Genomic DNA, 23,776 nt, shown 5'->3' with positions numbered 1-23,776 from the left:
TTTAACAAGCAGAGAATCAGTTGTTTTAAATATACTAGTCTCTTTGTTGGGGATTGTCTTTGTTTGAAGGATAATACTTTTAATGGATTTTACCTACATTTACCTCTTTCAAAACAAATAAGAAACCTACGAAAATCAAAAAAATGACTTTAAAAAACACCCTAATTGCGCCTTCTTTAATTTTCCTGTCTTGTGATAATAAGTACTATTAAATACATTTACGAATAATAAACACAACTAATAACTTAAATATGTTAAAAATGAAAAAACTTATTTTATTCATAATACTAGGAGGCTTATTCATGTCTTGCTCATCTGATGATGATAATGAAACAAAAAGTTTAGATGAACAAATCCTTGAGGATTCTTGGAATTTTCAAAGACATGGGGAAACATGTTCTGGCGATTTTGAATTAGGAGAAGGTCCGGCGTTTGAATTTATATTTTTAGCAGATCAAACTATAGAATTTACAGACCCTGGTTACTTAACAAGTTCTTATTATGAGTTGAATGGTGATGCATTAATTATTGAAACCATATACACGTTGCCTTCTGGTAGCAAACGTAAATTTACGGGCAATTACCTTTATTCTGAAACCGATGGCAATTTTACAGGTACAAATACATTTATTGCTTACGATGATGATGAAAATGATACGGAATGGACTTGTGAAGGAACAGCTAGTGTCTTTAGATAAGAATAAAGGAAACCAAATTAGGAGTTAAAACTATTTCGTCTAAAAATCTACTTGTTTAAAAGATGAAATTGCTGTGTTGGTATATTCCTTTTCTCTAAAATAGCGCGTAGCACTACATTTGTTCAAAATAAATTAAAACCTATTATGAAAAAAGTAATACTATCGCTAGCTGTTGTTGTAAGTTTAACAAGTTGTAACAGTGTAAAAAATATGGATACATCTAGCATTGCTAGTGCAGCAACTTTATTGAGTTCTTTAAGCTCAAACTCTACAGTACAACAAATATCTAGCTTGTTTACCTTATTAGATGCAAATAAAGATGAAGTCATTAGCTCTACAGAAGCAATCGGCTCTGTTTCAGATAACTTTAACACATTAGATGTTGATAACGATTCTAGTTTAGACCTAGCGGAATTAACAGGATTATTAGCGCTTTTAAAATAAAACGCACATTATAAAATTATCTATTTTGTTTTTGCAATTTAGAATAGTAAACCTTTCATAATTATTGATATTATTCAATTCTTATGAGAGGTTTTTGCTTTTATATTATTAAGTATAACTGAATATACCAACGTAAAGTCTGAATAAATGGCAATAAAAACAAAGTGATTTTACTTACAAAGAGTTAAAAATCTATAACTATCTTTAAAGCGTAAAGAGATACAAAAGAGATTATGGCAGAAGAATTAAATAAAAAATCAGAATTCACACCTTTTGAAAACATAGGGCTTTGCTTTAGTGGTGGCGGTTATCGTGCTACTTTTTTTGCTTTAGGCGTGCTGGCTTATCTCGATCATGTTTCTTATAAAAACAAATCCTTATTAAAATCGGTTAAAGCGCTAAGCACAGTGAGTGGAGGTACGCTTACAGGAGTTGGTTATGCCAAAGCAGTACAAATGCCTAATTATAATTTTAAAGCTTTTTTTAAGCAGTTTTACAATACGTTTACACCAGAAAACGATGTATTATTAGAAAATGCTATTGCTAAGCTAGAAAATGATACAGTTTGGAAAGCTAATCCGTATAAAAACAGATCACTAATAAATGCGTTTGCTCTAACATATTCAGAAATGCCTGTTTTTGAAGGGGCATTTGGTAAGTTTGAAAAAAGTAAAATAAAACAACTAGAACAAGTATGTTTCAATGCTACCGATTTTTCGTTTGGTTTAACTTATCGGTTTCAAAACCGTGGGTATTTTGGAAATAATCCGCTTTATAGAAACAATCAAAAAGAAATTAATGCTTTACGAAATGAGGTTGAATTAGGAGATGTTATTGCCTCGTCATCGTGTTTTCCTGTAGGGTTTGAACCGTTGGTGTTTCCTGACGATTATTTTAAAGATCACAGCAATTCTTCATATAAAAACTTAAAAGGTTTAGACACATTTATCGAAGGTGTAGGCATTATGGATGGAGGTATAGCCGACAACCAAGGTATTGGTAGCATGATGCTTATTAACGATAGAATGAAAGGCAAACTAGACTTAATTATCGTTAACGATGTAGGTAGCTATAAAATGAAACCTTGGAAACAAGATGCTACTAAAATTGAAAAGAAATCGACCGCCAAACGAGTTATAAATAAGGTATTGCAATATTTTTCGATTAAACCCATTTATTGGTCTATTCTATTGGTTGGTTTAGCTATTTTGCTTTTAAATAATATGGAGGTTTTTGGGCCAACAGATTATGTGGGTTGGTACATTTTAGGAAGTGCACTTTTTGGTATGGGTTTGCTCTTAACTGTTTTTGGCCTCGTAGCATCGTCAGTTAAAATAGCAGTACTCTCTAGGTTGAAACATCTTTTTAATAAAAATATCCCCGAAGCTTTACTAGATGATATTCTAACGTTTGAAAAATTGGACATTAGCTTAATACAAGTAATGCTTTCTAATCGTGTAACTTCTGCTATGACTATGATAAACGATGTGTTTTTAAAACAAATGCGTCGCGTTAACTACGATTTATTCTATTCTAAAAACGAATTAAAAAACAAACGTATTACAGCAACGGTTTATAAATTGAGTGGTAAAAAATCGCCATACATGAAAACTCCTGCTTATAATAAAGGCATAAAAGCACCAAGTAAAAATTTAGAAAGTGTTTGCCTAACAGCTTCTGAAACGCCAACTACATTATGGTGGGATAAAAAGGATGTTGTGAAAAACAGAATGCAAACGTTAATTGCTTGCGGTCAATTTACTGTATGCTACGAACTCATGGAATATATTTTAGAACTGAAAGCAGATCCTGACAGCAACATAGCCGACTTTACTGAAATAGATAAGTTGTATGATGCTTTGAAAGCCGACTGGGTATCATTTAATAAAAAACCACTTTGGTTGGTGGAGGAGTTGTGTGGTTAAAGCATCAATAAAACTATTCTAGATTATTTAAAACTCGTAATAAATTCGATTTACTGATAAATAATTGATACTCCACATCGATAGCTTTTAGTTGGCTTTCAATGAGTTTAACTTCTCTATAATTTACTAAAAATAAAGAACCTTCACCTAAACTAAATTTACGTTCTTCACTTTTAACAAACGCCTTGTAATCTACTACAATATCTTGCAATAAATCGTATTGCGTGTTATACGAATCTATTTCTTGTATGGTGGCATTTACTTTATTTTTTAAGCTCACTTTGGTTGCAGAAATATCAAAACCTATATCCTGAAGTTTCAATTTAGCGAGTCTTAAATCGGCACGTTCTTTTCTTAAAAACAGAGGAAAACTAATGTTTAATCCACTTTTATAATTGGCCGTATTAAAGCTATTTACATTCTCGTAATCACTCGATAGAAAGTTATATTGCAAATCTATTTTTGGTAATAAGTTGTTTGTTTTTAAACGCTTATCTACGGTTAAGATTTCTTGTTTTATTTGAAGACTTTGTAGTTTTGGATGATTAGCAATTAATTCATCAGTACTATTTAACACAGAACTATTCAGTACTACATCAATTTTATCAATGGTAGTGGTATCAGGAGAAATGCCTTCTTCTAACTCTAAAGGAATGTTGTTTTCTAACCACAAATAATTAGAAAGTTCTAAAGCCGATTTTATATATCCAATCTTAGCTTTCTCATAGTCTAGTTTTCTACTTTTAAAATTAATATTGGCCTCTAGGGTATCAATAGCGGGTTTGTCTCCGGCAAAAAAGCTGCTTTTCACATTCTTTAATCGTGTATCTGCATTTACCAAATAATCCCTGTAAACCAATTTAGCTTGGTAGTTTTTCAACCAATTAAAATAGGTGGAAATAGCATTGTATAAAATGTCGTTAATAACAAGTTTTTGTTCCGCTTGAGCGTATTTTATATACAATTTAGACTTTTTTAAGGTCGCCATACGCTCATTGGTTAATAAGCCTTTTGCTAACGAAACAGAAACCCCTACACCATACAAGCCATCTTCTGGTGTGTTGTATTCTGGATTTAAATAGGTACCATCATTATTATCATAATTAGCTTTAAGCTCTACGCCATACCACGTTGGGATTTTAAAGGTGCTATTTAGCTTATCATAATAAGTAGTCGATTTAAACTTTTTTCGATTATAATCAACTTCTAATTTTGGATCGAAAGCACCTCTAGATTTCAATAGTTTAGCCTCACTTTCCGTAGTGATCAGTTGAGCCTGCTTAACTATGGGGTGATATTTTTTTACATATCCTAAATATTCTTCTAATGATAACACAGTGTCGTTTTCTTGCGAAAAACCTACGGAAGACATTAAAAACAGTACAATAATTACAAGTTTATGCATTCGGTTTACTTTTTATCTTTAGAATATTCAGTTTTACTATCCGGCTTATAGAAATCAGGAGGGAAGCTATTTATTTGTCTCCATAGTTCAAACCAAATTGGCACATCATTAAGTAGTGCAATACTTTTTGCTCCAGAACCTACACGAATGGCTTCTGGCCAAGCCACATCATCAGCATCTGGTTTTAGTAACACACGGTATTTACCATTGGTACTAATATAGTTTTCGATAGCTACAATTTTAGCGCCATAAGTACCATAAGACACATTTGGCCATCCGCTAAAAATAATAGCAGGCCAACCATCAAACTGCACACGTACATTTTCACCCGTATGGATTAAAGGTAAATCTATTGGACGCACATACATTTCAACCGCTAAATCGTAATCTGCGGGCATAATACTCACCAATTGCTCACCTTCTTTAAAAGTTTCACCAATACCAGATTTAATGGCTTTGTTTATGTAACCATCTTGTGGCGCCGTAACAAATAGCAAACTAGTACGCTTAGTATAATTTGCTAAGCTTGTTTCTAATTTAGAAACCTCGGCTTCGGTATCATAACCGCTAGATTGTGCAGTATACAAACCACTTTGAGCTTTAGCTAACTTATCGCCATACGTTGCACTTATAGTCGAGATTGCAATTTGCGCATTAATCAATTCATTTTTAGTGCTTAAATACTTATTTTGTTGCGATATAAGTTTAGCATCTGCTTCTTGAAGTTTTGCACGTTTTTCTTCCACATCTTTAACCGCTTTCAAGCCTTCTTCTTGTAAAGAAATAGTACGTTCATACTGAATTTTAGCTATATCGGCTTTAATTTTTGTTGCCTCAAAATCCATACTATCTGTAGTGACTTTTAAATGCGATTGCAACAATTTGTTTTTGGCAGATTCTAGCTTTAGTCGACGTTCTTGCTGCAAAGCAGAAATTTGATTCCCTAAAGCAACTACCTTGTTTTTATAAGCTTCAACAGACGATGATTTTACACTAAGCTGATCACCAGTTCGTTCTGCTAAACGTGAATCGAAATAATCACTTTTTACTTCAGAAATACGAATAATAGTATCTCCTTTTTTTACAAAATCACCTTCTTGTACAAACCATTCCTCAACACGCCCTGGTATTTGAGACTGAATAGATTGTGGACGCTGGTTAGGTTTTAAAGTGGTTACCAAACCGGTACTCGATATATTTTGAGTCCATGGTAAAAAGACAATCACTACAATTAGTATTGAAAATACCATTAGAAACTTTTTAAATCGTTTATGGTATTGTACCGTAAAAATTTCTTTTCCAGATTTAAAGCTTTTAATGTCTATATATTCTGAAACTTTATTGTTTGTTATATTTAACATAGCTTACTGTTTATTGATGATAACTCCATTTTTAAGCACAATATGCTTATTACATTTTTCTTCCCAAAAGCCGTTGTTACTAACCACAACTAAACTCCATGGACATTTAGGGTTCGCTAGTAAATCGATAAGTATTTTAGCTTCGTCTTTATCGAAATGATCCAACGGATTCTCAAGAATTAAGAGTTTTGGCTGTTTAACTAATGCTCTGGCAAGTATTATTTTTTTAGAGATTGTGTAGGCCATTTGCTTGCCTTCTGGTTTTAAAATGGTATTTAACCCTTTGGTTTGCTGCTGTAAAAAGGTTGTTAACTTTAAACGCTCTAAAACCTCATAAATAGTTTCATCGCTAATATCTTTATTTCCAAAAGTGATGTTTTCTCTTAGTGTGCCTTCAAATGGCGATTCTTCAGATAATGATAATCCTAAATTAGATCGGTATTCATTTTTAATCAAACTCTGTAGTGATAGATTGTTTACATAAACATACCCAGAAGATGGAGAAATTAGTCCCGCAATAAGCTGTAATAAACTAGATTTTCCAGAACCACTTTCTCCTTTAATTAAAATTTTATCTTTAGGTGCTATAGTGAAAGACACATCGCTTAAAATTGGTTTATAGCGGTTTTCAACTTGATAAGATACATTTTGAAACTCAATGGTTAAATCGGCATCTTTTTTAACAGCTTCGCCTTTTTGAGCCTCTAAAGACATATCTACTACTTGGCCTAGTTTTTCAATAGAGGTTAAAACATCGTAAAAGGACTCTAAACCCTTGATTAGTTTTTCAACTGAATTAATAATTAATATAATAATAATTTCTGCGGCAACAAATTGCCCAATGTTCATACGTTGGTCTAAAACTAAGAAGCCACCAATTAATAATAAACCCAGTGTAACTAATACTTTAAAGCCTATTAATTGTATAAATTGAAGCACCAAAACCTTAAAGTGTTTTTCTCTAGAGTCTAAGTAGCCAGCTACTAAATCGTCACTTTTATCAATAGCCAAACTTGTTTTTCCTGAAAGTTTAAAACTGATAACGGTTCTAGAAATTTCTTGTAACCAGTGCGCTACTTTGTATTTGGCTTTAGATTCTTTTAAACTCGTTTCTAAACCGCGTCTAGCTGTATATTTAAAAACAACATAGATAAGAACTAATAATAGTAAACCAAAAATTATAAAAAACGGATGATAGAATGAAAGTAGAAGCAAGGCGAATATAATTTGTAATAACGCCGAAGGAATATCTACTAAAATTTTCGATAATCCTTTTTGGATGGTTAGTGTATCAAAAAATCGGTTTGCCAATTCCGGAAGGTAATATTGACGTAATTCCCTCATTTTAATCTTCGGAAAACGATAGCTTAATTCTATAGATGCACGTGTAAAAATACGTTGCTGTATAGTTTCAATAATACGCATTTGCATTAATTTAAGCACACCAGAAAAAGCTACACCAGCTGTAACTAGCATAACTAATACTACCCAAGAAGTTGAAATTTGGGCACCTTGAAGTAAGTTAATAATAGCTTGAATTCCTAACGGAAGCGATAAAGCTACCAAACCATCGAATACGGCATAATATGCAATTTGGTAAATATCTTTACGCTCTAATCGTAGTAAACCTATAAAGCGTTTCCAGGGTGATAAAGTAGTGTTATCCATGTATTAATAATGTTTTTAGGGCTAAATCTGTGAAAAAATCTGTTGGTTGCTTATCACCATCGTAGTTAGAAATTGATTTAAAATGTTTTTTTATAAAATGTTGCTTTAAAGAGCCAACTATAATAGTAGAAGCTAGGCTTAACGGATATTCGTAGGTTGGGCTACAAGTAATAATCATGTCTGATAAACGATGTACAACGCGTTTAAAAGGAAGAAAAAGTCCTTCTTCATTTTCAGTATCGACATCCTTGGTTAGGTACGATTTTGAGTTTTCTTCAATTACTATTTTATTAAGTAATACTTCGTTAATATGCGTGTATTTATCATCTTGTTCGGTTGTTTTGGTAACAATCTCGATGGCTTTTTTTAATTTGTCTTCAATATTAGTCATACTGTAAGTTTCCAAAACTAATTGATATTCCAACCAACTCCAATACCAAGACGTTAAATATAATAGTACTTTATGTTTACTTTCAAAATAACGATATATCGAACTTTCGTTAGAACCTATTTGTTTTCCGAGCTTTTTAAAATTGAAATCTTCAAAGCCAATATCTTCAATAAGAATAATGCTATTTTCGATAATTTTTTTTCCTAAAGTAGAAGATTCAGGATCCTTTAGATAAATACCTTCTGGTAACTCAATTTTAAATTTCAACAGTAAATCTTTCATAGTTAAAACATATTTACGCAAATATAATAGTATTACTATCAGTTGTGCAAATTCTAAATAATAATGATACCATAGAGATTTACTATTTAAGCATAAATAAAACCGCATTAAAATAGTGAAATCAATACTTAACAGCCTTTTCAACTAAAACACATCTAATATTAAGTTAATGTTAAGTTTCACAAAGTTTTCATAAAACGGGTATTTAAGCACAAGTTAAAACAGAAAAGACAATCTAAATAACATATAACAATCAATAATAAAAATCTTACGCTCATGAAAACAGACAAAATAGTATTAAAAAGTTTTATCCTTTTTTGCATGATTATTTTATCCTTTACGGCATGCAATTCCGATGACAGTAACACAACAGATTCGGAAACAGCCGAAGAAAGTGATGATTTAGTTTTAGACGTCGATTCATCATTATTTTTAACAAACACATCGGCCGTAGCAGTCACCACGGTACCTTGTACTTTATCAGATGGCACGAGTACCAATTGTTACGAAATAGTAGCGACTAGCACACCATCTGATCATGAAATGGGACCGTGGTGTCCTGGTAACATTTCCGATGATGCTTCTGCAGGAGGTATTTGGTTAGAAAGTGGTGAAGTGTATGATGTAGATGGCGATTTTATAAAAAATATGGCCGATTTCTATAATGATACCACATGGCATATGTATGATGAAAATGGTGATATTTACACAACCGAAACGGAAGATGATTGCGCAAATGCCGCAAACCCAAATGTAGGTGAAGAATACGAGAATTTTTGTGTAGAGTGTTTACCTTCTTACGTTACCGATATCACGCAAACGTACTTAATACCAATTACACCAATAAAACAAACCACACCTGTTAATTTTAGCGGCGGTTTTGGTCCTGGCGCATCAGGTCCATCTCAAAGAGGTGTTGCTTTTAATGGCGTTGTTTTCGATGCTCCAGCACCAACCGATGCTATTTTAGGTGCTTATACTTTAGCGCCTTTTGATGATGCTGGCGGACACATTAATTTGGCTGCAGGATATCATTATCACGCTGCAACTGGTGTTAGTACTCAAATAGCACAAGAAGATACACACGCCTCGATGATTGGTTATGCCTTAGATGGCCATGGTATATATGCCGAGCTAGATGCCGACGGAAACGAACCTACAGGTTTAGATGCTTGTAGAGGCCATAGCGATGAAACTAGAGGTTACCATTACCATGTAGATGCTGCTGGAAACAACAATTTTATAGATTGTTTGTACGGTGCTTACGCTATTTAAAACCAATAATTAATACGTGCTGTTCTATAAATGGCACGTATTTAAATCGCTTTCGCGGAAATTAATATTACAACACTTATTTATTATGAAAAAACTAGCCTTAATTATACTTTTCTTGAGCTCATCTACTTTAATGCAAGCCCATCAGCCCGATATATCGACCACTATGTTGGTAGAACAAGACAACAAAACTTGGGTGCTACAAGTTAGCGGATCGTTAACAGCATTCCAAACGGAAATCCGTAAACAATTTTCCAATACGCCTTATAAAACGCCCGAAGAGTTTCAAGAGATGGTTTTGGAACACATGAAAAACAACATAAATATTACTATTAATAACCAGAATGCTGAAGTAAAATTAACTCACGGTATTGTAAAACTAGGTCATGAAACTAAAGTGGTTTTCCAAGTAATGGGCGTTCCAGATAATATAAAAAAAATAGAAGTGAGCAATACTGCTTTTAGAGATATTAACCGAAGCCAAAGCGCTTTAGTATTATTAAAAACGGGGTTTAATAAAGAGCATTTTGTTTTAAATAAATCTAATAATTTTTCGATAAAGTTAAAAACCGAAGGAAACAACTTTGTAAAACAAATCGATAATCAAGCTTCTTTTTTATCAACTAAAATATTACTAGGCCTATTTTTGACTGCCTTAATTGTTTTTCTTATTCAGAAAATAAAAAGCAAAAAACATATTCCTGTGCCTGTGCAAGATGCTGTACTTAGCATTGTAAGAGATTAAGTTCTTTGCATGAAAGTTTGGGATGAAATTTATTATTATATTCAACTGCAGACATTACTCTGTAAAATACATGCAAGCCTTAAAAACAATAAAAATTAAGAGTGATTTTCATAAAGAATTTTATGAAAAAAAGCGTTCTAGTTGTTCTTTATTTGCAATGATAGCCGATGTGATGTTACGTGAAAATGTTGATTTAAAAGACAAGTTAAATCGAAGAATATTTGTGCTTGAATTAGTCTATAATTAAGGATAGTTTTAATGTTATCTAAAAATAATTCCTATTTTAGATTCAGTTAAAACCGCAACCTTTCATATACAAAAACAACATGACAGTTACAGATTTCACATTACGCCTTACCGTGGCTGCTTTAGCAGGTTTAGCGATTGGTTTCGAAAGACAATTACGTCAAAAAACAGCTGGATTAAAAACCAATATGTTAGTCGCTTCTGGAGCGGCTATATTTGTTTTACTATCATACATGATTAAAAATGAAGATGCTACCGTAGATGTTACCCGAATAATTGCTCAGGTTATTACAGGTGTTGGTTTTTTAGGTGCTGGAGTAATATTTAGAGAAGGCGCCAATGTACATGGTTTAGGTTCTGCCGCTACAATTTGGTGTAGTGCTGCTATTGGCTGTATTGCCGCCACAGGTTTTTATAAGGAAACCGCGATTTGCACAACACTAATTCTCTTTATTAATTTAACCATAGAACCACTAGACAAATGGTTAAAAGGTAGGCGATAATAAAGAAAACAGATATGCACTGATGGCGCAAAAACGAACTACAATTGATAAAAAAATAGGACTCGTACTTTCTGGCGGTGGGGCAAGAGCATACGCGCATATTGGAGTGCTACACGCCTTTAAAAATATTAGAATTAGCTAAAAGTCACGAGTTTTTACAAATTTTCAAAATAGGATTAGTCAATAAGGAGTTAACGGAAATGACACGTTTAAAATCTTTTCTAAATCAATATTTAACCGATGATTTTAGTAGCTTAAAAACACCTTTATCCATTTGTGCGTCTAATATAAATGTGGGCGCTTACGAAATTCGCTCGTCAGGAAAGTTAATAGAGTTTATTGCCGCATCTTGTGCCATTCCGTTACTATTCAAACCCATAAAAATTAATAATCAGCTCTATGTAGATGGCGGATTACTAAATAATTTACCTGTAGAGCCCTTATTTGAAACTTCAGAAAAAATAATAGGAGTGAGCGTTAACGAACATGAGCATAAAGATCAAATTAAAGGTACCTTACAAATTACACAGCGCTGTTTGCAATTAGCCATTTGGAGCACTATGCAAGAGCGTATAGAGAAATGTGATGTTTCGATATGTATTGATAAACATTTAAATTATAGCATGTTTTCTATTAGTAAATCGCAAGAATTGTTTGATATTGGCTACAAGCAAACTATCGATAAAATGGATAGTATTTTAAAGGCGATAAGCTAAGTTTTAAAATGAATTTATCATTTATTTGTACTACTCCATAAACCCCTTCCAAATAGCACTAGTTTGTATTTTATTCGTGATTTGATCATTACTAAGCTCTTTTATATTTGGCACCTTAACATTAAAAGGCGCAGAAGTTAAAGTAATTTCATTAGCCTGATTATCTGTAACATTAGTTTCAAGTTGCGTTAAAAACTTCACGACGCGCTCTTTGCCTAATGCGTTTGCAACATCCATCATCATGGTGTTTATTTCAGTTTCGTAATTATCACAATTAACTAAAGCACCAAGCATATTAATTAAACCAAACTCGCTAGTTGCAAAACCATTATAAGCATAAGCTTCAGTAAATAATAAATCTTCTTTATCAGTTTCTATATCTTTTTTGTTATCCGATACAAAAGCAAAACCTTCCACAGATTTCACATATTGTATAGCTCCAAGGGCCATAGCATATTCCTTATTGGCCATAATAATATCCAGCTTGTAATGCAAAGCAAAATGGCGAATATTTTCTACAGCTTTCTTTTGTTTTTCATCTAAAGTTTCAATGCTCGCTTTAATAGAAAAAGCTTCGTTTACAATGTACTCTAACTCTTTAATAGCCCCATTAAACGTATCATTTTCAAGATGCGAAATAAGGTTGATTACTGTAGTTTGGTAAGTGTCATCTTTAGAAAAAGCCTCAGTATTACCAATAATTAATACGGCTTTTATAAAATCATTTATAGCATTGGCATGATGAAATATATTATCATCAATTTTAAAATCAGCTAATTTCTTAATTGGTTTAATGGTTTTAGGAGATGGGGCAGAGGCTGTTTTTTTAGAAACGGCATTTTTCTTTAAACTTTTGTAAAAATCAGAACTTAAAATAGTAGCTCGGCAAGAACTAGGAGATTCTACAAATGGCGAAAATTGCATTGTTTTTCCACTAAAATTATACTTCAAATTATATCCTTCACCTTTCTGTATGGTTTTAAGCATAGCTTCTAATTTTGGTAAAAACACGGCAGCATCAATAAAAGCTTCATATTCTTTTAAAGTATTGGTTACATGGTCGCCATAACTTTGCTGGTTCATTAGGTTATGTAAAAGGTGAAGCACGGCCATATCGTAATTTTTGAGCTCAAAATAAGCTTCCGATACATCGAACTCCATTCTTAAAAAATCTTTATTTATAGTCGTTCCGCTAGTTCCTTTAGGCGCATGTGTAAACATAGCTTTATCGTAAAAAGCAATAGCCTGTTTGTAGTTTTCTGCTGTAAAATAAATATCTGCCAAGGCATGTGTAGCTACATGATGCATATTGCCCATCTCTTTGGTGAAGTGAAATGGTGAATAATATTTCTTGATGGTTGCTTCGCTTAATTCGAGCTCATCGGCTATATATTTTAAAGTGGTTTCGTAGTTTTTAATATTATAGCGATCAAATGTTTTAGGTAATTTTTCTGCTAGTTCTAAAAAAGTGGCATTATTTGCATATTCTTCGGTAGTTGCTAAAAATTTAATGTTTTCTCGCATCATATCTATGGCATGATTATGATACATATTAGGTTCTTCCGATTGGCTCCATGACACGTAACTATATAGAAAACAAAACAGTAATATACTTTTAATACCTTTTAGGTTTAAATTTGATGCAGAAAACAAACTCATTTGTATGATTTTTTTTCAAAACTATAAATAATCTTCAAAGAAACCCGTTTTTTATCTTTTAAATAATCTCAGGAAACGCTCAATAAATCACTTAAAATATTAACAAATCATTTCAGTAAATCTAGACTAAGGTATCGCTATCTTTGCACGAATTATTTTTTATATCAACCCTATTGCGATATATCACTTTTATATATGCCAGAAGAAGATAAACAAGGCCAAACGGCTAACCACAAGATTGTTTCTCCAGAAGAAATAGACCAATGCATTGCTATTTTAGAGCAATTAAATGCAGATACTAACCAAATGTTCGAGCTTCCAGAAGCACAGCGTAACGCGCTCTTTAAAGCTTCGGGATTGTTATCTCGTCCAAATCGCGATGAGTTTCAACGCCGTAGAAAAGATGCTAAAAAAGCGGCAAAACGTAAAATGATTGCCAAAGATAAGCACGCACGTAAATCTACAGGTATTCGTTCGGCAAGAGAATCGGCTTTATTTGTTGCGCCAAAATTATTAGCTGCGGCAGCTATTTCTGAAGATACTCCAGAGTTAGAATCGCCTAGAAACTGCTACGTTTGTAAAACGGTATTTACCAAATTGCATCACTTTTACGATACTATGTGTACGGAATGTGGTGATTTAAACTATGCCAAACGTTTTCAAACGACCGATTTAAAAGATCAAGTAGCTGTAATTACAGGTTCGCGTTTAAAAATTGGTTATCATATTACATTAATGTTATTGCGCTCTGGTGCAACGGTTGTAGCTACCACACGTTTTCCGGCAGATTCTGCCATTCGTTTTTCTAAAGAAGACGACTATAAACAATGGAGCGACCGTTTACATATACATGGTTTAGATTTACGCCACATACCAAGTGTTGAAATTTTCTGTAATTATATAGAGCAGAAATACGATCGCTTAGATATTTTAATAAACAACGCCGCGCAAACAGTGCGTCGTCCGTCTGGTTTTTATTTCCATTTAATGGAAAACGAAAAATTACCCATAGATCAATTACCAAAATTAGCACAAACCTTACTTAAAGATCATGAGAGTTGTCTAGAAGAAATATCGAGTTTGAGTTTAAGCCCATCAAAAACAGATAAAAATAACGTATTGCCAGTAACATGGCACGGTCCGGAACCAGGTATTGGTTTGCGTAATTCGGCCGAACTTTCTCAAATACCTTATAGTTTTGATAACTCCTTACAAACCTCAGAGGTATTCCCTGAAGGAAAATTAGATGCCGATTTACAACAAGTAGATTTACGAAAAACCAACAGCTGGCGTTTAAAATTAGGCGAAATAGAAACTACCGAAATGGTGGAAGTACAACTTGTAAATGCTGTAGCGCCTTTTGTATTGTGTAACCGTTTATCAAATTTAATGATGAAGGAAAACACAGGTAAAAAACACATAATAAATGTTTCGGCCATGGAAGGGAAGTTCCATAGGTTTAAAAAACAAGACAGACATCCGCATACAAACATGGCAAAAGCAGCCTTAAATATGCTAACACATACCTCGGCAGCTACCTTTGCAAAGTCGGGAATTTACATGAATGCAGTCGATACTGGGTGGGTAACCGACGAAGATCCGGCCGAATTATCGAAGAAAAAGGTAGAAGTTCACGATTTTCAGCCACCGCTCGATATTGTTGATGGCGCCGCGAGGGTAATGGATCCGCTTATTGACGGCATTAATACCGGAAAACATTGGTCGGGTAAATTTTTAAAAGATTATTTCCCTATAGATTGGTAGTCCTTATCTATAAATTGGCACTATCTTTGCCTTTAAGTAAGTAATTATAAATACAATACTATATTATTATGAGTAAAGGAACAGTAAAATTTTTCAACGACACTAAAGGATTCGGATTTATCACAGAAGAAGGTGTAGACAAAGATCATTTTGTACACATTTCAGGTTTAGTAGACGAAATTCGTGAAGGCGATGTTGTTGAATTTGATTTACAAGAAGGAAACAAAGGATTAAATGCAGTTAACGTAAAAGTTATCTAAATATATACTTAAAGTTTTTAAAAAGGCCCATCAATTTATTTGATGGGCCTTTTTTGTTTAACATTTTGAAAGCTTATCGAGAACAATAAATTTTCAATTAAAATAATCTCAAATCTCCATCAATAAAACAGCAAATAATCTGTACTTTTCGGAAAAATTAGAAGAACGATGTGCAAAGAAAAATTTATGCAGGAAGCTGTAAATGCAGCTTTAAAAGGAATGAACAACAATGAAGGTGGCCCATTTGGCTGCGTAGTTGTTAAAGACGGAAAAATAGTTGGTCGCGGCAATAACAAAGTAACCTCTACCAACGACCCTACAGCACATGCCGAAGTTACGGCCATTAGAGATGCATGTAAAAACTTAGATTCTTTTCAACTAGATGGTTGTGAAATATACACCTCTTGCGAGCCTTGTCCTATGTGTTTAGGCGCTATTTATTGGGCTAGACCAGATAAGGTTTACTATGGGAGTAATCAGGTAGACGCGGCTAATATCGGTTTTGAAGATGAGTTTATCTACAAGGAAATTCCGTTACCATACGAAAAAAGAAGTATCCCGTTCGAGCAATTAGCTCGTGAAATTGCTTTAGAGCCATTTAATGAATGGACTAAAAAAATGGATAAAACGGAGTATTAGATAAGTTTGATGGAATTACAATTCCGTTAAAAAATTAATTTAAGTAGTTCTAATGATAAATTTAGAAAATCAATTAAAAAATCCAGTTTGGTATTCATTAAAAGAAACGCATAAAAAGTATGCTGTGAATTCCGATGGTGTACAATTTTATCACCACGAGGTTTGTCCGTTTGGAGCTTTTTTCGATGAAACAAAGACGGCAGAAGCTTCAAGTGAATATGTGAAAAAATCAGATTCATTCTTCTTTGTTTCAGAAAATCAGACCCCAATAATAGACGAAAACAACGTGGTCTTAGATAGAAAAATTGAAGGTTGTCAAATGGTTTTAAATAAACTATCAGATGTTGAAATAACAGAAGATATTGTATTACTTGACGAAAGTTATATTGAAGAAATTTATAATCTAGTTTGGCTAGTTATGCCTGGTTATTATAAAAAGCGAACCTTTGAAATGGGTAATTATTATGGTATCATTAAAGATGATAAATTAGTAGCAATAGCTGGTCAGCGCATGCAAACTGATCTTTTTATAGAAGTTAGTGCTGTGGTTACACACCCCAATTATACAAGAAAAGGATTGGCAAAACAACTAATAGCTCACAACACAAAAGAAATTTTGAAAGTAAATAAACAACCTGTTTTACACACAAATAAAGGTAACTTAGCCATTCCGCTTTATCAAAAATTAGGATATCAGTTAACTCGTGATATGAATTGGTGGTTGTTTCATAAGAAATAAGTTGAAACGATTGTTTTAAAATAATAGCTTGAATACAATTAAAAAAATGGATATTAAGATGGAGAACAAGGAAATAATAGAGAAGTTTTACACATCATTTTCTAATGGGAATTTTGAAGGCATGCTAGAATGTTATCATAAAGATGTTGTATTTCAAGATGCTGTATTCGGAAGGTTAGAAGGGGAAAGCGCTTTTAAAATGTGGGAAATGTTGCTTTCACAAAAAAAAGGAGATACTAAAATTAGCTTTAACAATATAGAAGCTAATGCTGAAACCGGAAAAGCAAATTGGGTTGCAGAATATTTTTACGGAGAGAAAAAAAGAAAAGTTATAAATAAAGTTAGTGCTGCCTTTATATTTAAAGATGGTAAAATTATAGAACATTTGGACACGTTCGATTTATGGAAGTGGACTAAGCAAGCCATGGGAGCTCCGGGATATTTATTAGGTTGGACACCTTATATGAAAAGTAAAATTCAACAAACCACTAACAAGAGGTTAGATGCTTTTATGAACAAATAATATGAGACTTTTAATAATTTTACTGCTGATTTCTAATTCTACTTTTGCCCAATATTGGGGCGGACAAGAGATTTCTGAATCTGATTTAACGCCTTGGCTGCCTAAATTTGAAATGGAGTATCAAGGCTCGTATCATTTTGGTGAAAGCGAAATGGAAACGGATTTAATTTTATTCTTTTCTGGAGGCTTCATAATTGGCCAAGTAGAAAATGGCTCTTGGGAAGAAGGTACAAACCAATGGAAAAGCAACTACATCAATCTCACAAATATTAAAATTGATAAAACAGGCAAATTTTCTAGTGATCAGCATACTGGGCAATTTGTTCATTATAAAACCGAAAACGGAGCGCTTTATAAAAGTTTAAAAATTGATAATCCTTGGTCTAGTTGGATTGAAGATAGCAAGTTTGAAATAGGAACAAAATCTGAATTAATTTTAAAAGATTCTTATTATGGGAAATACATAGAAGCTTCATATAAAAAATTACAACCTGCTATATTACATGCTATGCATCCTGACGACTTGCAGATTATGAGAAATGAAATATATGCACGCTATGGCTATATTTTTATTAAGAACGGGAAAATGGATCTTTACTTTAGAAATCAAGATTGGTACAGACCAGAACACAAAAATGTAAATGATTTTTTAAGTGATTTAGAACGTTATAATATTGATTTAATTAGAAGCATCGAATAATAACGAATACATCAGCAATTTCAACCTTCACAAAGACTTTCTAAAGCATAGAATAAGCGATTCTTGGCATTATCTTGCGATCCAAAAATAGAACGAAATAGTTCGCCTTTTTCCGAAATAAGCAACCATTGTGGTGTACCTTCAGATTTGAATTGATCGTAAAGATGATGATGCTTATCTATATAAATTGGAAACGGATTTTCACCACTTGTAAATATACTTTTAATAGAAGCTTTTGTGCCTTCTCTATTTACAAAATCGGCATGTATACCAGCAACCTGAATCGATGGGTATTTCTGTTGAAACTCATAAGCCAAAGGTATAGCACGCCCCGTGCAACCCAAACAATCATTGTTATAAATAATAAGTAGTAAAACCTTGTTTTTATACAGTTTCATTAGGTCTGTGGCCACACCATCTAGGTCTAAAACATATATGCTTTCTATTGCTGTATTCATCTTTAAACTCTAGATTAAGGTTTCACAAATTTAGGAATTTCTTAGGATAAGTTTTTTATTTAAAGAAGTACTTTTGTGCTATTGAATTTTCCTCAAAGAACACCTACTTCAATAGATTATTAGCACATGAAAACACAACATACAAAGTATTCCATTTTAGATCTTGCATTAGTTTCTCAAGGGCATACACTTAAACAAACATACAACGACGCTTTAAGTTTAGCTCAACATGCCGAAACCTTTGGATATACTCGCTATTGGTTGGCAGAACACCATAACGCACACAATATTGGTAGTAGTGCGACATCGGTTTTAATAGGCTATGTCGCTCAAGGTACTAACACGATTAAAGTGGGTTCTGGAGGTGTAATGTTACCAAACCATTCACCTTTAATTATAGCTGAACAATTTGGAACCTTGGGATCTTTATACCCAAACCGTATTGACTTAGGTTTAGGTAGAGCACCTGGAACCGATAGAGAGACCGCGCAAGCCATTCGTTCGGATTTTATGGATGCCGCACATGCTTTCCCAAACGAATTAGACAAAATACAGACTTATTTCTCTAAAGAAAATGCGACGTCTAAAGTGAGAGCCACAGTTGCCGAAGGGGTAGAAGTGCCCATTTTTATTTTGGGTTCTAGCACAGATAGCGCACATTTGGCTGCTAAAAACGGATTGCCTTATGCTTTTGCGAGTCATTTTGCAACTACACATTTATGGAATGCCATAGACATTTACCGTAAGGAGTTTAAACCTTCTAAAGATTTAGAAAAACCATACGTTATGGCTGGTGTTAATATTATAATTGCAGATACCGATGAAGAAGCGCAACGCTTGTTTACATCATTAATTCGTATGATTGTCGGGATCTTTACAGGGAAACGAGACTTTGTACAACCACCAACAGAAATGACGCCAGATTTAGAGGAGATTATTAAAAATCCGCAGGTGAATCAAATGTTGAAGTATTCTTTTGTAGGAAGTAAAGCTACTGTAAAAGCTCAGGTTGAAACCTTTATGGAACAAACTCAAGCAGACGAAATTATTGCTGTTACTAATATTTATGATGTGAAAGATAGAATACGATCTTATGAGTTGTTTTCTGAAATTATGAAGGAATTGAATTAAAACTGAAAATTAATGTGTTTTCAACTTTTGGAATAAGCACGTTATAAAACAAAATAAGAGCAGAGCGTCTTTTAATTGAAATATGAATCTATATTTTAGATTATATTTTCGTTAAAACACGCTTTTTGCATATTAAATCTATATATTTTATTCTTCTTTTTATCTAAAATATATAATCTTAAAGATAAGTATTACATTGCGTACTATTATTTGCAGCACTTAATACATCCAACCCCTATGGAATATACTCTTTCAGTTATAATTATACTTTTATTAATCTTTCAGAATACTAAATATAGTAGAGAAAGAGAACGGTTAAAGGGAGATATAAATGATTTAAGTGATAAATTAAGCGGAATTCAAAAGCTATTATCAAGAGAACGTTTTGAGCATTCCACTCCAAAAGAACCTATTAAGGATAATGCTTTTGAACAATATGCTAAAGAAGAATATGTTGAGGAGGATGTTCCTGAAACCGTTATACCACCAATTGAAACACCTGTAGAGTTTCCTGAAGTTGTTGAAAATGCAACGGAAGAAGAATACTTGCCAACTTATGCTAGTGTTACTAAATTGAACACTAAAGATGTTGCTATTATAAAGAACATTTTAACTACTGCAAAAGCGTCTCAAGACTCTGAGACTTTACATAGATTAAGAAATAAAATGGTTGATGTCCTTGGCATCAATGAGGTTAAGGAAGCTAGCGATTATGAGTTTATTAATACGTTGTTAAACGATTACAAGTTTTACAACAACGAAATTATAGATCATGAAGCCGTTGAAACTTTAGAAAACGCCGACACTGAAACCACTTTCGCAAATCAAGATACTACCTATGTGGCATCTGCCGCTCTTATTCAAAAGGAAGAAAGTGAGCCTACGCCGCCACTTTGGGATCGTTTTAAGCAGAAAAACCCAGATTTAGAAAAGTTTATTGGCGAAAACCTAATCAACAAAATTGGTATTCTAATTCTAGTTTTAGGTATTAGCTATTTTGTAAAATACGCCATAGATAAAGATTGGATTAATGAACCTGCTCGTGTTGGTATTGGTATTCTTGCTGGTAGTTTAGTGTTATTTATTGCGCATAAATTACGCAAAAAATATGCGCCATTTAGTTCCGTACTCGTTGCAGGCGCCATTGCTATTTTCTATTTCACTATTGCCATTGCGTTCCATGAATATAAATTGTTTGGACAAGAAGTTGCGTTTGCTATTATGGTAGTGATAACCGCTTTTAGTTGTCTTATTTCATTATCATACAATAGAATGGAATTGGCTGTATTATCACTTATTGGTGGTTTTGCCGTCCCGTTCATGATTAGTACAGGTAGCGGAAATTATGTTGTATTGTTTACTTATATCGCTATTTTAGATATCGGGATATTAACATTGGCCTATTTTAAAAAATGGAACCTTTTACACATTCTGGCCTTTATATTTACCATATTACTATTTGCTGGTTGGGTTACTAAAGATTCACTAAGCTTAGAGCCACATTATTTTGGTGGTTTAGTTTTTGGTTTCATTTTCTACATAATATTCTTAATAATGACTACTATAAACAACCTACGCAATAAGGGTAGTTTTAGTGGTATTCAATTGGGGATGTTAGCAAGTAATAACTTTGTATTTTACGGTATTGGTATGTTTATTTTATCTCAATACAAACCAGAGTTAAGAGGATTATTTACAGCCTTTTTAGCTATAATGAACATGGGCTATTCGCTATTGTTATTTAAAAAATTCGGTTTAGACAAAAAAGGAATTTATCTATTAATAGGTTTAAGTTTAACCTTCATAACTTTAGCAATTCCTATTCAATTTTCAGGAAACAACATTACCATGTTCTGGGCAATTGAAGCGGTTATGTTAATGTGGTTGGCTCAAAAATCTCAAATTAAAAGTTACCGTTTTGCATCTGTTATAGTGCAAGCTTTAATGATAGGTAGTTTGGCAATGGACTGGGAAGTTTACACTAATGCAGAAGATTTTAATATCGTACTTAATCCTGTGTTTATTGCAGGGCTTTTAGTTGTATTGTCTCTTGTTGCGGTGCACTTATTATTGCGCAAAGAGACTGAAAAACTAGAAAAGTTTGGTTTAGTTTTCAATCCGGTTATTTATAAAAAACTAACCCGAATTGTTGCCGTAGTTATGGCTTATTTTGTTGGAATGACGGAAGTAATCTATCAAGCCGATCAGCATTATATGTTTAATGGCTTATTATCAATTTGTTTACAATATCACTTTTTATTTACAGCTGTGTTATGCTTTGTTTTATACCGAAACAGAACAACTGTTAATAATAAAATAATTAATGTTTTAGCTATTTTTAATATAGTCATATTTACTTTTGGTATGGCAACATTACCAATGCAAGAAATTGAAGAATATATACTTTATGGCGATACTTACAGGATATCTTATTACATGCATTTTGTTGGTTTAGCTTTTATTATGTATTTCTGGTATTTGGTTTACAACAGCAATAAAACACAAAAAGTGTTTACTATTTTCAATGGAAAATTCACCATTTGGATTGCCGTATTTGCTTTAGTACTTTTAGCGAGTAACGAAGTAATTTTACAAGGACTTCACCTTATGGATTTCTCTGCAATGCAAGACCCACAAGTTAATAAATATGCTATATTTTCAACTGGGCAAAATAAAATAATAAAAACAGGACTTCCCGTATTATGGGGTGTTTTAGCCTTTGTATTATTACTTTGGGGTATTAAAAAACAATTAAAACCTTTACGAATTATTGCGCTAACACTTTTAGGACTCACCATTGTTAAGCTTTTTGCTTATGACATTAGTAACGTATCTGAAACTGGAAAAATTATCGCTTTTATACTATTAGGAATTCTTATTTTAATTATTTCATTCATATATCAAAAAATTAAAGTTTTGGTTATTGATGATGAGAAAACAACAGAAAATGAAAACATCGATTAAACTACTTTTAATGTTTTGTGTCACTATGGCTTTTGGTCAAAAACACACCGTAGAAGGAGAAATAAAACCTGTAACAGAAGCTGGATTGCACCACATTCCTGTGCCTTATAATTTTCGTACCCATGCTACAGCCAATTTACGTGACCTTAGAATTTTAGACGCTAAAGGGAATCAAGTGCCTTATTTTTTAAAATCGGCAACGGCTTTTAAAACAACTCAGGTTTCCGATTTTACAGAATTTGCAATGGTTTCAACATCACAAGAAACCGATAGTAGCTCTACGTATATATTTGAAAACCTAGATAAATCTATTAAACAAGCGGTTTTTTTAATTGCAAATTATCAAGGTTCTAAAAGTTACAAACTAGAAGGTAGTAATAATAAAATAAAATGGTTTGGTATTGTAAACAACGGTCAATTGGATAATTTAAGTCATCCTGAAAACACCCAAGTCTATAAGGTTATTAATTTTCCTTTAGGTGCTTATCGTTATTTAAAAGTGGTTTTTAATGATAAACATTCATTACCAATAAACCTTTTAAAAATAGGGAAGGTGAGTGCTGAGAAAGAAACTATATCGCCAATAAAAATGGATGATATTCCTGTAAAAGCAATTTCTTTTTCAGAGGAAAACAAAAAAACACAAGTACATATTACTTTTGAAAGACCAGAAGTGATCCACCAAATGAAACTGAATATTACAGGGCCAGCACTTTACAGCCGTGACGCCACGTTGTATGCTTTAAGATCTCGTGAAGAAAAACGCAACATCGAAACATATAGAAAAGTTATTAGCTCATTTTCATTACGTTCAGATAAAGACCTTGTTTTCGATATTCCGCCAATGGTTGAAGGTGAATTATATTTAGAAATTGAAAATAAAGACAATCCTAAACTTCAAATTAGTAGCATTGAGTTTATGCAAAAACCTGTGTATATGGTTGCTGCTTTAAAGCCTCAAACCACGTATAAGGTTACAGCTGGAAACAAAGCTCTTAACTTTCCTGATTACGATATCTCGGAAGTTGCGAATACTTTAAAAAAGACTTTACCGTTAGCAACTATAACGTCAATAACGACTATAGAGCCTGCTAAAGAAGCTGTAACACAAACGTCTTTTTGGCAACAACCTTGGTTTATGTGGTGCTGTATTGGTGTAGCAGGATTATTTATTGCCATCTACGCTTCTAACTTAATAAAAGATTTAAATAAGAAACAAGTATAATTAAAATCCGTTTCTTTTAAGAAAGTAAATTTGTGGAATGAAAATTCTATAGGTT

Annotated in this window: 23 protein-coding genes; 17 read left to right on the top strand and 6 right to left on the bottom strand. The window is 32.9% G+C overall.

The window, feature by feature from the left end; all coding sequences use genetic code 11:
* Nucleotides 1-260: 260 nt before the first annotated feature.
* The 3 genes from GQR98_RS15810 (at nucleotide 261) to GQR98_RS15800 (ending at nucleotide 3,067) form a co-directional block, all read left to right on the top strand.
* Nucleotides 261-698, top strand: a complete 438-nt coding sequence (locus GQR98_RS15810; protein WP_159020393.1) for a hypothetical protein — start codon at nucleotides 261-263, stop codon at nucleotides 696-698.
* A 144-nt stretch (nucleotides 699-842) separates the two neighbouring features.
* On the top strand, nucleotides 843-1,142 hold the full coding sequence (locus GQR98_RS15805; RefSeq protein WP_159020392.1) for a hypothetical protein: 300 nt from the start codon (nucleotides 843-845) through the stop codon (nucleotides 1,140-1,142).
* 233 nt (nucleotides 1,143-1,375) lie between these two features.
* Nucleotides 1,376-3,067 carry a patatin-like phospholipase family protein gene (locus GQR98_RS15800; RefSeq protein WP_159020391.1) on the top strand — a complete coding sequence of 564 codons (1,692 nt, stop codon included), beginning with the start codon at nucleotides 1,376-1,378 and terminating at the stop codon, nucleotides 3,065-3,067.
* Nucleotides 3,068-3,080: 13 nt separating this feature from the next.
* On the opposite strand, the gene GQR98_RS15795 is transcribed toward GQR98_RS15800, so the two are convergent.
* From GQR98_RS15795 to GQR98_RS15780, 4 genes are read right to left on the bottom strand one after another with little or no spacing between them, the layout of a single operon-like run.
* Nucleotides 3,081-4,472, bottom strand: coding sequence for a TolC family protein (locus tag GQR98_RS15795; protein ID WP_159020390.1), 1,392 nt, complete (start codon nucleotides 4,470-4,472; stop codon nucleotides 3,081-3,083).
* Nucleotides 4,473-4,477: 5 nt separating this feature from the next.
* Nucleotides 4,478-5,833: an HlyD family secretion protein gene (locus GQR98_RS15790; protein ID WP_159020389.1), complete on the bottom strand. Its 1,356-nt coding sequence runs from the start codon at nucleotides 5,831-5,833 to the stop codon at nucleotides 4,478-4,480.
* Nucleotides 5,834-5,836: 3 nt separating this feature from the next.
* A complete protein-coding gene (locus GQR98_RS15785; protein WP_159020388.1) occupies nucleotides 5,837-7,501 on the bottom strand; it encodes a peptidase domain-containing ABC transporter in 1,665 nt (554 codons plus the stop codon).
* Entirely contained in the window at nucleotides 7,494-8,174 is a 681-nt protein-coding gene (locus tag GQR98_RS15780) for a TetR/AcrR family transcriptional regulator (protein WP_159020387.1), read from the bottom strand. The genes GQR98_RS15785 and GQR98_RS15780 overlap by 8 nt, the downstream gene beginning before the upstream one ends.
* A gap of 276 nt (nucleotides 8,175-8,450) precedes the next feature.
* Here GQR98_RS15780 and GQR98_RS15775 point away from each other — a divergent pair, with 276 nt between their 5' ends.
* From GQR98_RS15775 to GQR98_RS15755, 5 genes are all read left to right on the top strand, one after another.
* Nucleotides 8,451-9,449: a YHYH protein gene (locus GQR98_RS15775; RefSeq protein ID WP_159020385.1), complete on the top strand. Its 999-nt coding sequence runs from the start codon at nucleotides 8,451-8,453 to the stop codon at nucleotides 9,447-9,449.
* Nucleotides 9,450-9,534: 85 nt separating this feature from the next.
* Complete coding sequence (locus tag GQR98_RS15770; RefSeq protein ID WP_159020384.1) at nucleotides 9,535-10,194, top strand: DUF6702 family protein; 660 nt, start codon at nucleotides 9,535-9,537, stop codon at nucleotides 10,192-10,194.
* Nucleotides 10,195-10,264: 70 nt separating this feature from the next.
* On the top strand, nucleotides 10,265-10,441 hold the full coding sequence (locus GQR98_RS15765; RefSeq protein ID WP_159020381.1) for a hypothetical protein: 177 nt from the start codon (nucleotides 10,265-10,267) through the stop codon (nucleotides 10,439-10,441).
* A 79-nt stretch (nucleotides 10,442-10,520) separates the two neighbouring features.
* Nucleotides 10,521-10,943, top strand: coding sequence for an MgtC/SapB family protein (locus tag GQR98_RS15760; RefSeq protein ID WP_159020379.1), 423 nt, complete (start codon nucleotides 10,521-10,523; stop codon nucleotides 10,941-10,943).
* Between the two features lie 101 nt (nucleotides 10,944-11,044).
* Nucleotides 11,045-11,659: a patatin-like phospholipase family protein gene (locus GQR98_RS15755; protein WP_410488915.1), complete on the top strand. Its 615-nt coding sequence runs from the start codon at nucleotides 11,045-11,047 to the stop codon at nucleotides 11,657-11,659.
* 30 nt (nucleotides 11,660-11,689) lie between these two features.
* Here the strand turns inward: GQR98_RS15755 and GQR98_RS15750 are convergent, their stop codons facing one another.
* A complete protein-coding gene (locus GQR98_RS15750) occupies nucleotides 11,690-13,318 on the bottom strand; it encodes a hypothetical protein (RefSeq protein WP_159020375.1) in 1,629 nt (542 codons plus the stop codon).
* Nucleotides 13,319-13,513: 195 nt separating this feature from the next.
* Between GQR98_RS15750 and GQR98_RS15745 the strand changes: the two genes are divergently transcribed.
* The 6 genes from GQR98_RS15745 (at nucleotide 13,514) to GQR98_RS15720 (ending at nucleotide 17,943) form a co-directional block, all read left to right on the top strand.
* Nucleotides 13,514-15,082, top strand: coding sequence for an SDR family NAD(P)-dependent oxidoreductase (locus tag GQR98_RS15745; RefSeq protein ID WP_159020374.1), 1,569 nt, complete (start codon nucleotides 13,514-13,516; stop codon nucleotides 15,080-15,082).
* Nucleotides 15,083-15,150: 68 nt separating this feature from the next.
* On the top strand, nucleotides 15,151-15,342 hold the full coding sequence (locus GQR98_RS15740; RefSeq protein WP_159020372.1) for a cold-shock protein: 192 nt from the start codon (nucleotides 15,151-15,153) through the stop codon (nucleotides 15,340-15,342).
* Nucleotides 15,343-15,510: 168 nt separating this feature from the next.
* Nucleotides 15,511-15,981: a nucleoside deaminase gene (locus tag GQR98_RS15735; RefSeq protein ID WP_159020371.1), complete on the top strand. Its 471-nt coding sequence runs from the start codon at nucleotides 15,511-15,513 to the stop codon at nucleotides 15,979-15,981.
* Nucleotides 15,982-16,033: 52 nt separating this feature from the next.
* On the top strand, nucleotides 16,034-16,720 hold the full coding sequence (locus GQR98_RS15730) for a GNAT family N-acetyltransferase (protein ID WP_159020370.1): 687 nt from the start codon (nucleotides 16,034-16,036) through the stop codon (nucleotides 16,718-16,720).
* 28 nt (nucleotides 16,721-16,748) lie between these two features.
* On the top strand, nucleotides 16,749-17,243 hold the full coding sequence (locus tag GQR98_RS15725) for a nuclear transport factor 2 family protein (RefSeq protein ID WP_233268023.1): 495 nt from the start codon (nucleotides 16,749-16,751) through the stop codon (nucleotides 17,241-17,243).
* Between the two features lies 1 nt (nucleotide 17,244).
* A complete protein-coding gene (locus GQR98_RS15720) occupies nucleotides 17,245-17,943 on the top strand; it encodes a YARHG domain-containing protein (RefSeq protein WP_159020368.1) in 699 nt (232 codons plus the stop codon).
* 20 nt (nucleotides 17,944-17,963) lie between these two features.
* Here the strand turns inward: GQR98_RS15720 and GQR98_RS15715 are convergent, their stop codons facing one another.
* On the bottom strand, nucleotides 17,964-18,401 hold the full coding sequence (locus tag GQR98_RS15715; RefSeq protein WP_159020366.1) for a TlpA family protein disulfide reductase: 438 nt from the start codon (nucleotides 18,399-18,401) through the stop codon (nucleotides 17,964-17,966).
* Nucleotides 18,402-18,527: 126 nt separating this feature from the next.
* Between GQR98_RS15715 and GQR98_RS15710 the strand changes: the two genes are divergently transcribed.
* The 3 genes from GQR98_RS15710 (at nucleotide 18,528) to GQR98_RS15700 (ending at nucleotide 23,721) form a co-directional block, all read left to right on the top strand.
* Nucleotides 18,528-19,532 carry an LLM class flavin-dependent oxidoreductase gene (locus GQR98_RS15710; protein ID WP_159020365.1) on the top strand — a complete coding sequence of 335 codons (1,005 nt, stop codon included), beginning with the start codon at nucleotides 18,528-18,530 and terminating at the stop codon, nucleotides 19,530-19,532.
* 237 nt (nucleotides 19,533-19,769) lie between these two features.
* Nucleotides 19,770-22,496, top strand: a complete 2,727-nt coding sequence (locus GQR98_RS15705; RefSeq protein ID WP_233268022.1) for a DUF2339 domain-containing protein — start codon at nucleotides 19,770-19,772, stop codon at nucleotides 22,494-22,496.
* The gene (locus GQR98_RS15700; RefSeq protein WP_159020363.1) at nucleotides 22,480-23,721 is read left to right on the top strand and encodes a hypothetical protein; all 1,242 of its coding nucleotides are present in this window, start codon (nucleotides 22,480-22,482) and stop codon (nucleotides 23,719-23,721) included. Before GQR98_RS15705 ends, GQR98_RS15700 begins: the two co-directional genes overlap by 17 nt.
* Nucleotides 23,722-23,776: the final 55 nt, after the last annotated feature.

It is taken from the genome of Algibacter sp. L3A6 (assembly GCF_009796825.1).
Lineage (GTDB): Bacteria > Bacteroidota > Bacteroidia > Flavobacteriales > Flavobacteriaceae > Algibacter.
This window is presented reverse-complemented; position numbering and strand designations above follow the sequence as displayed.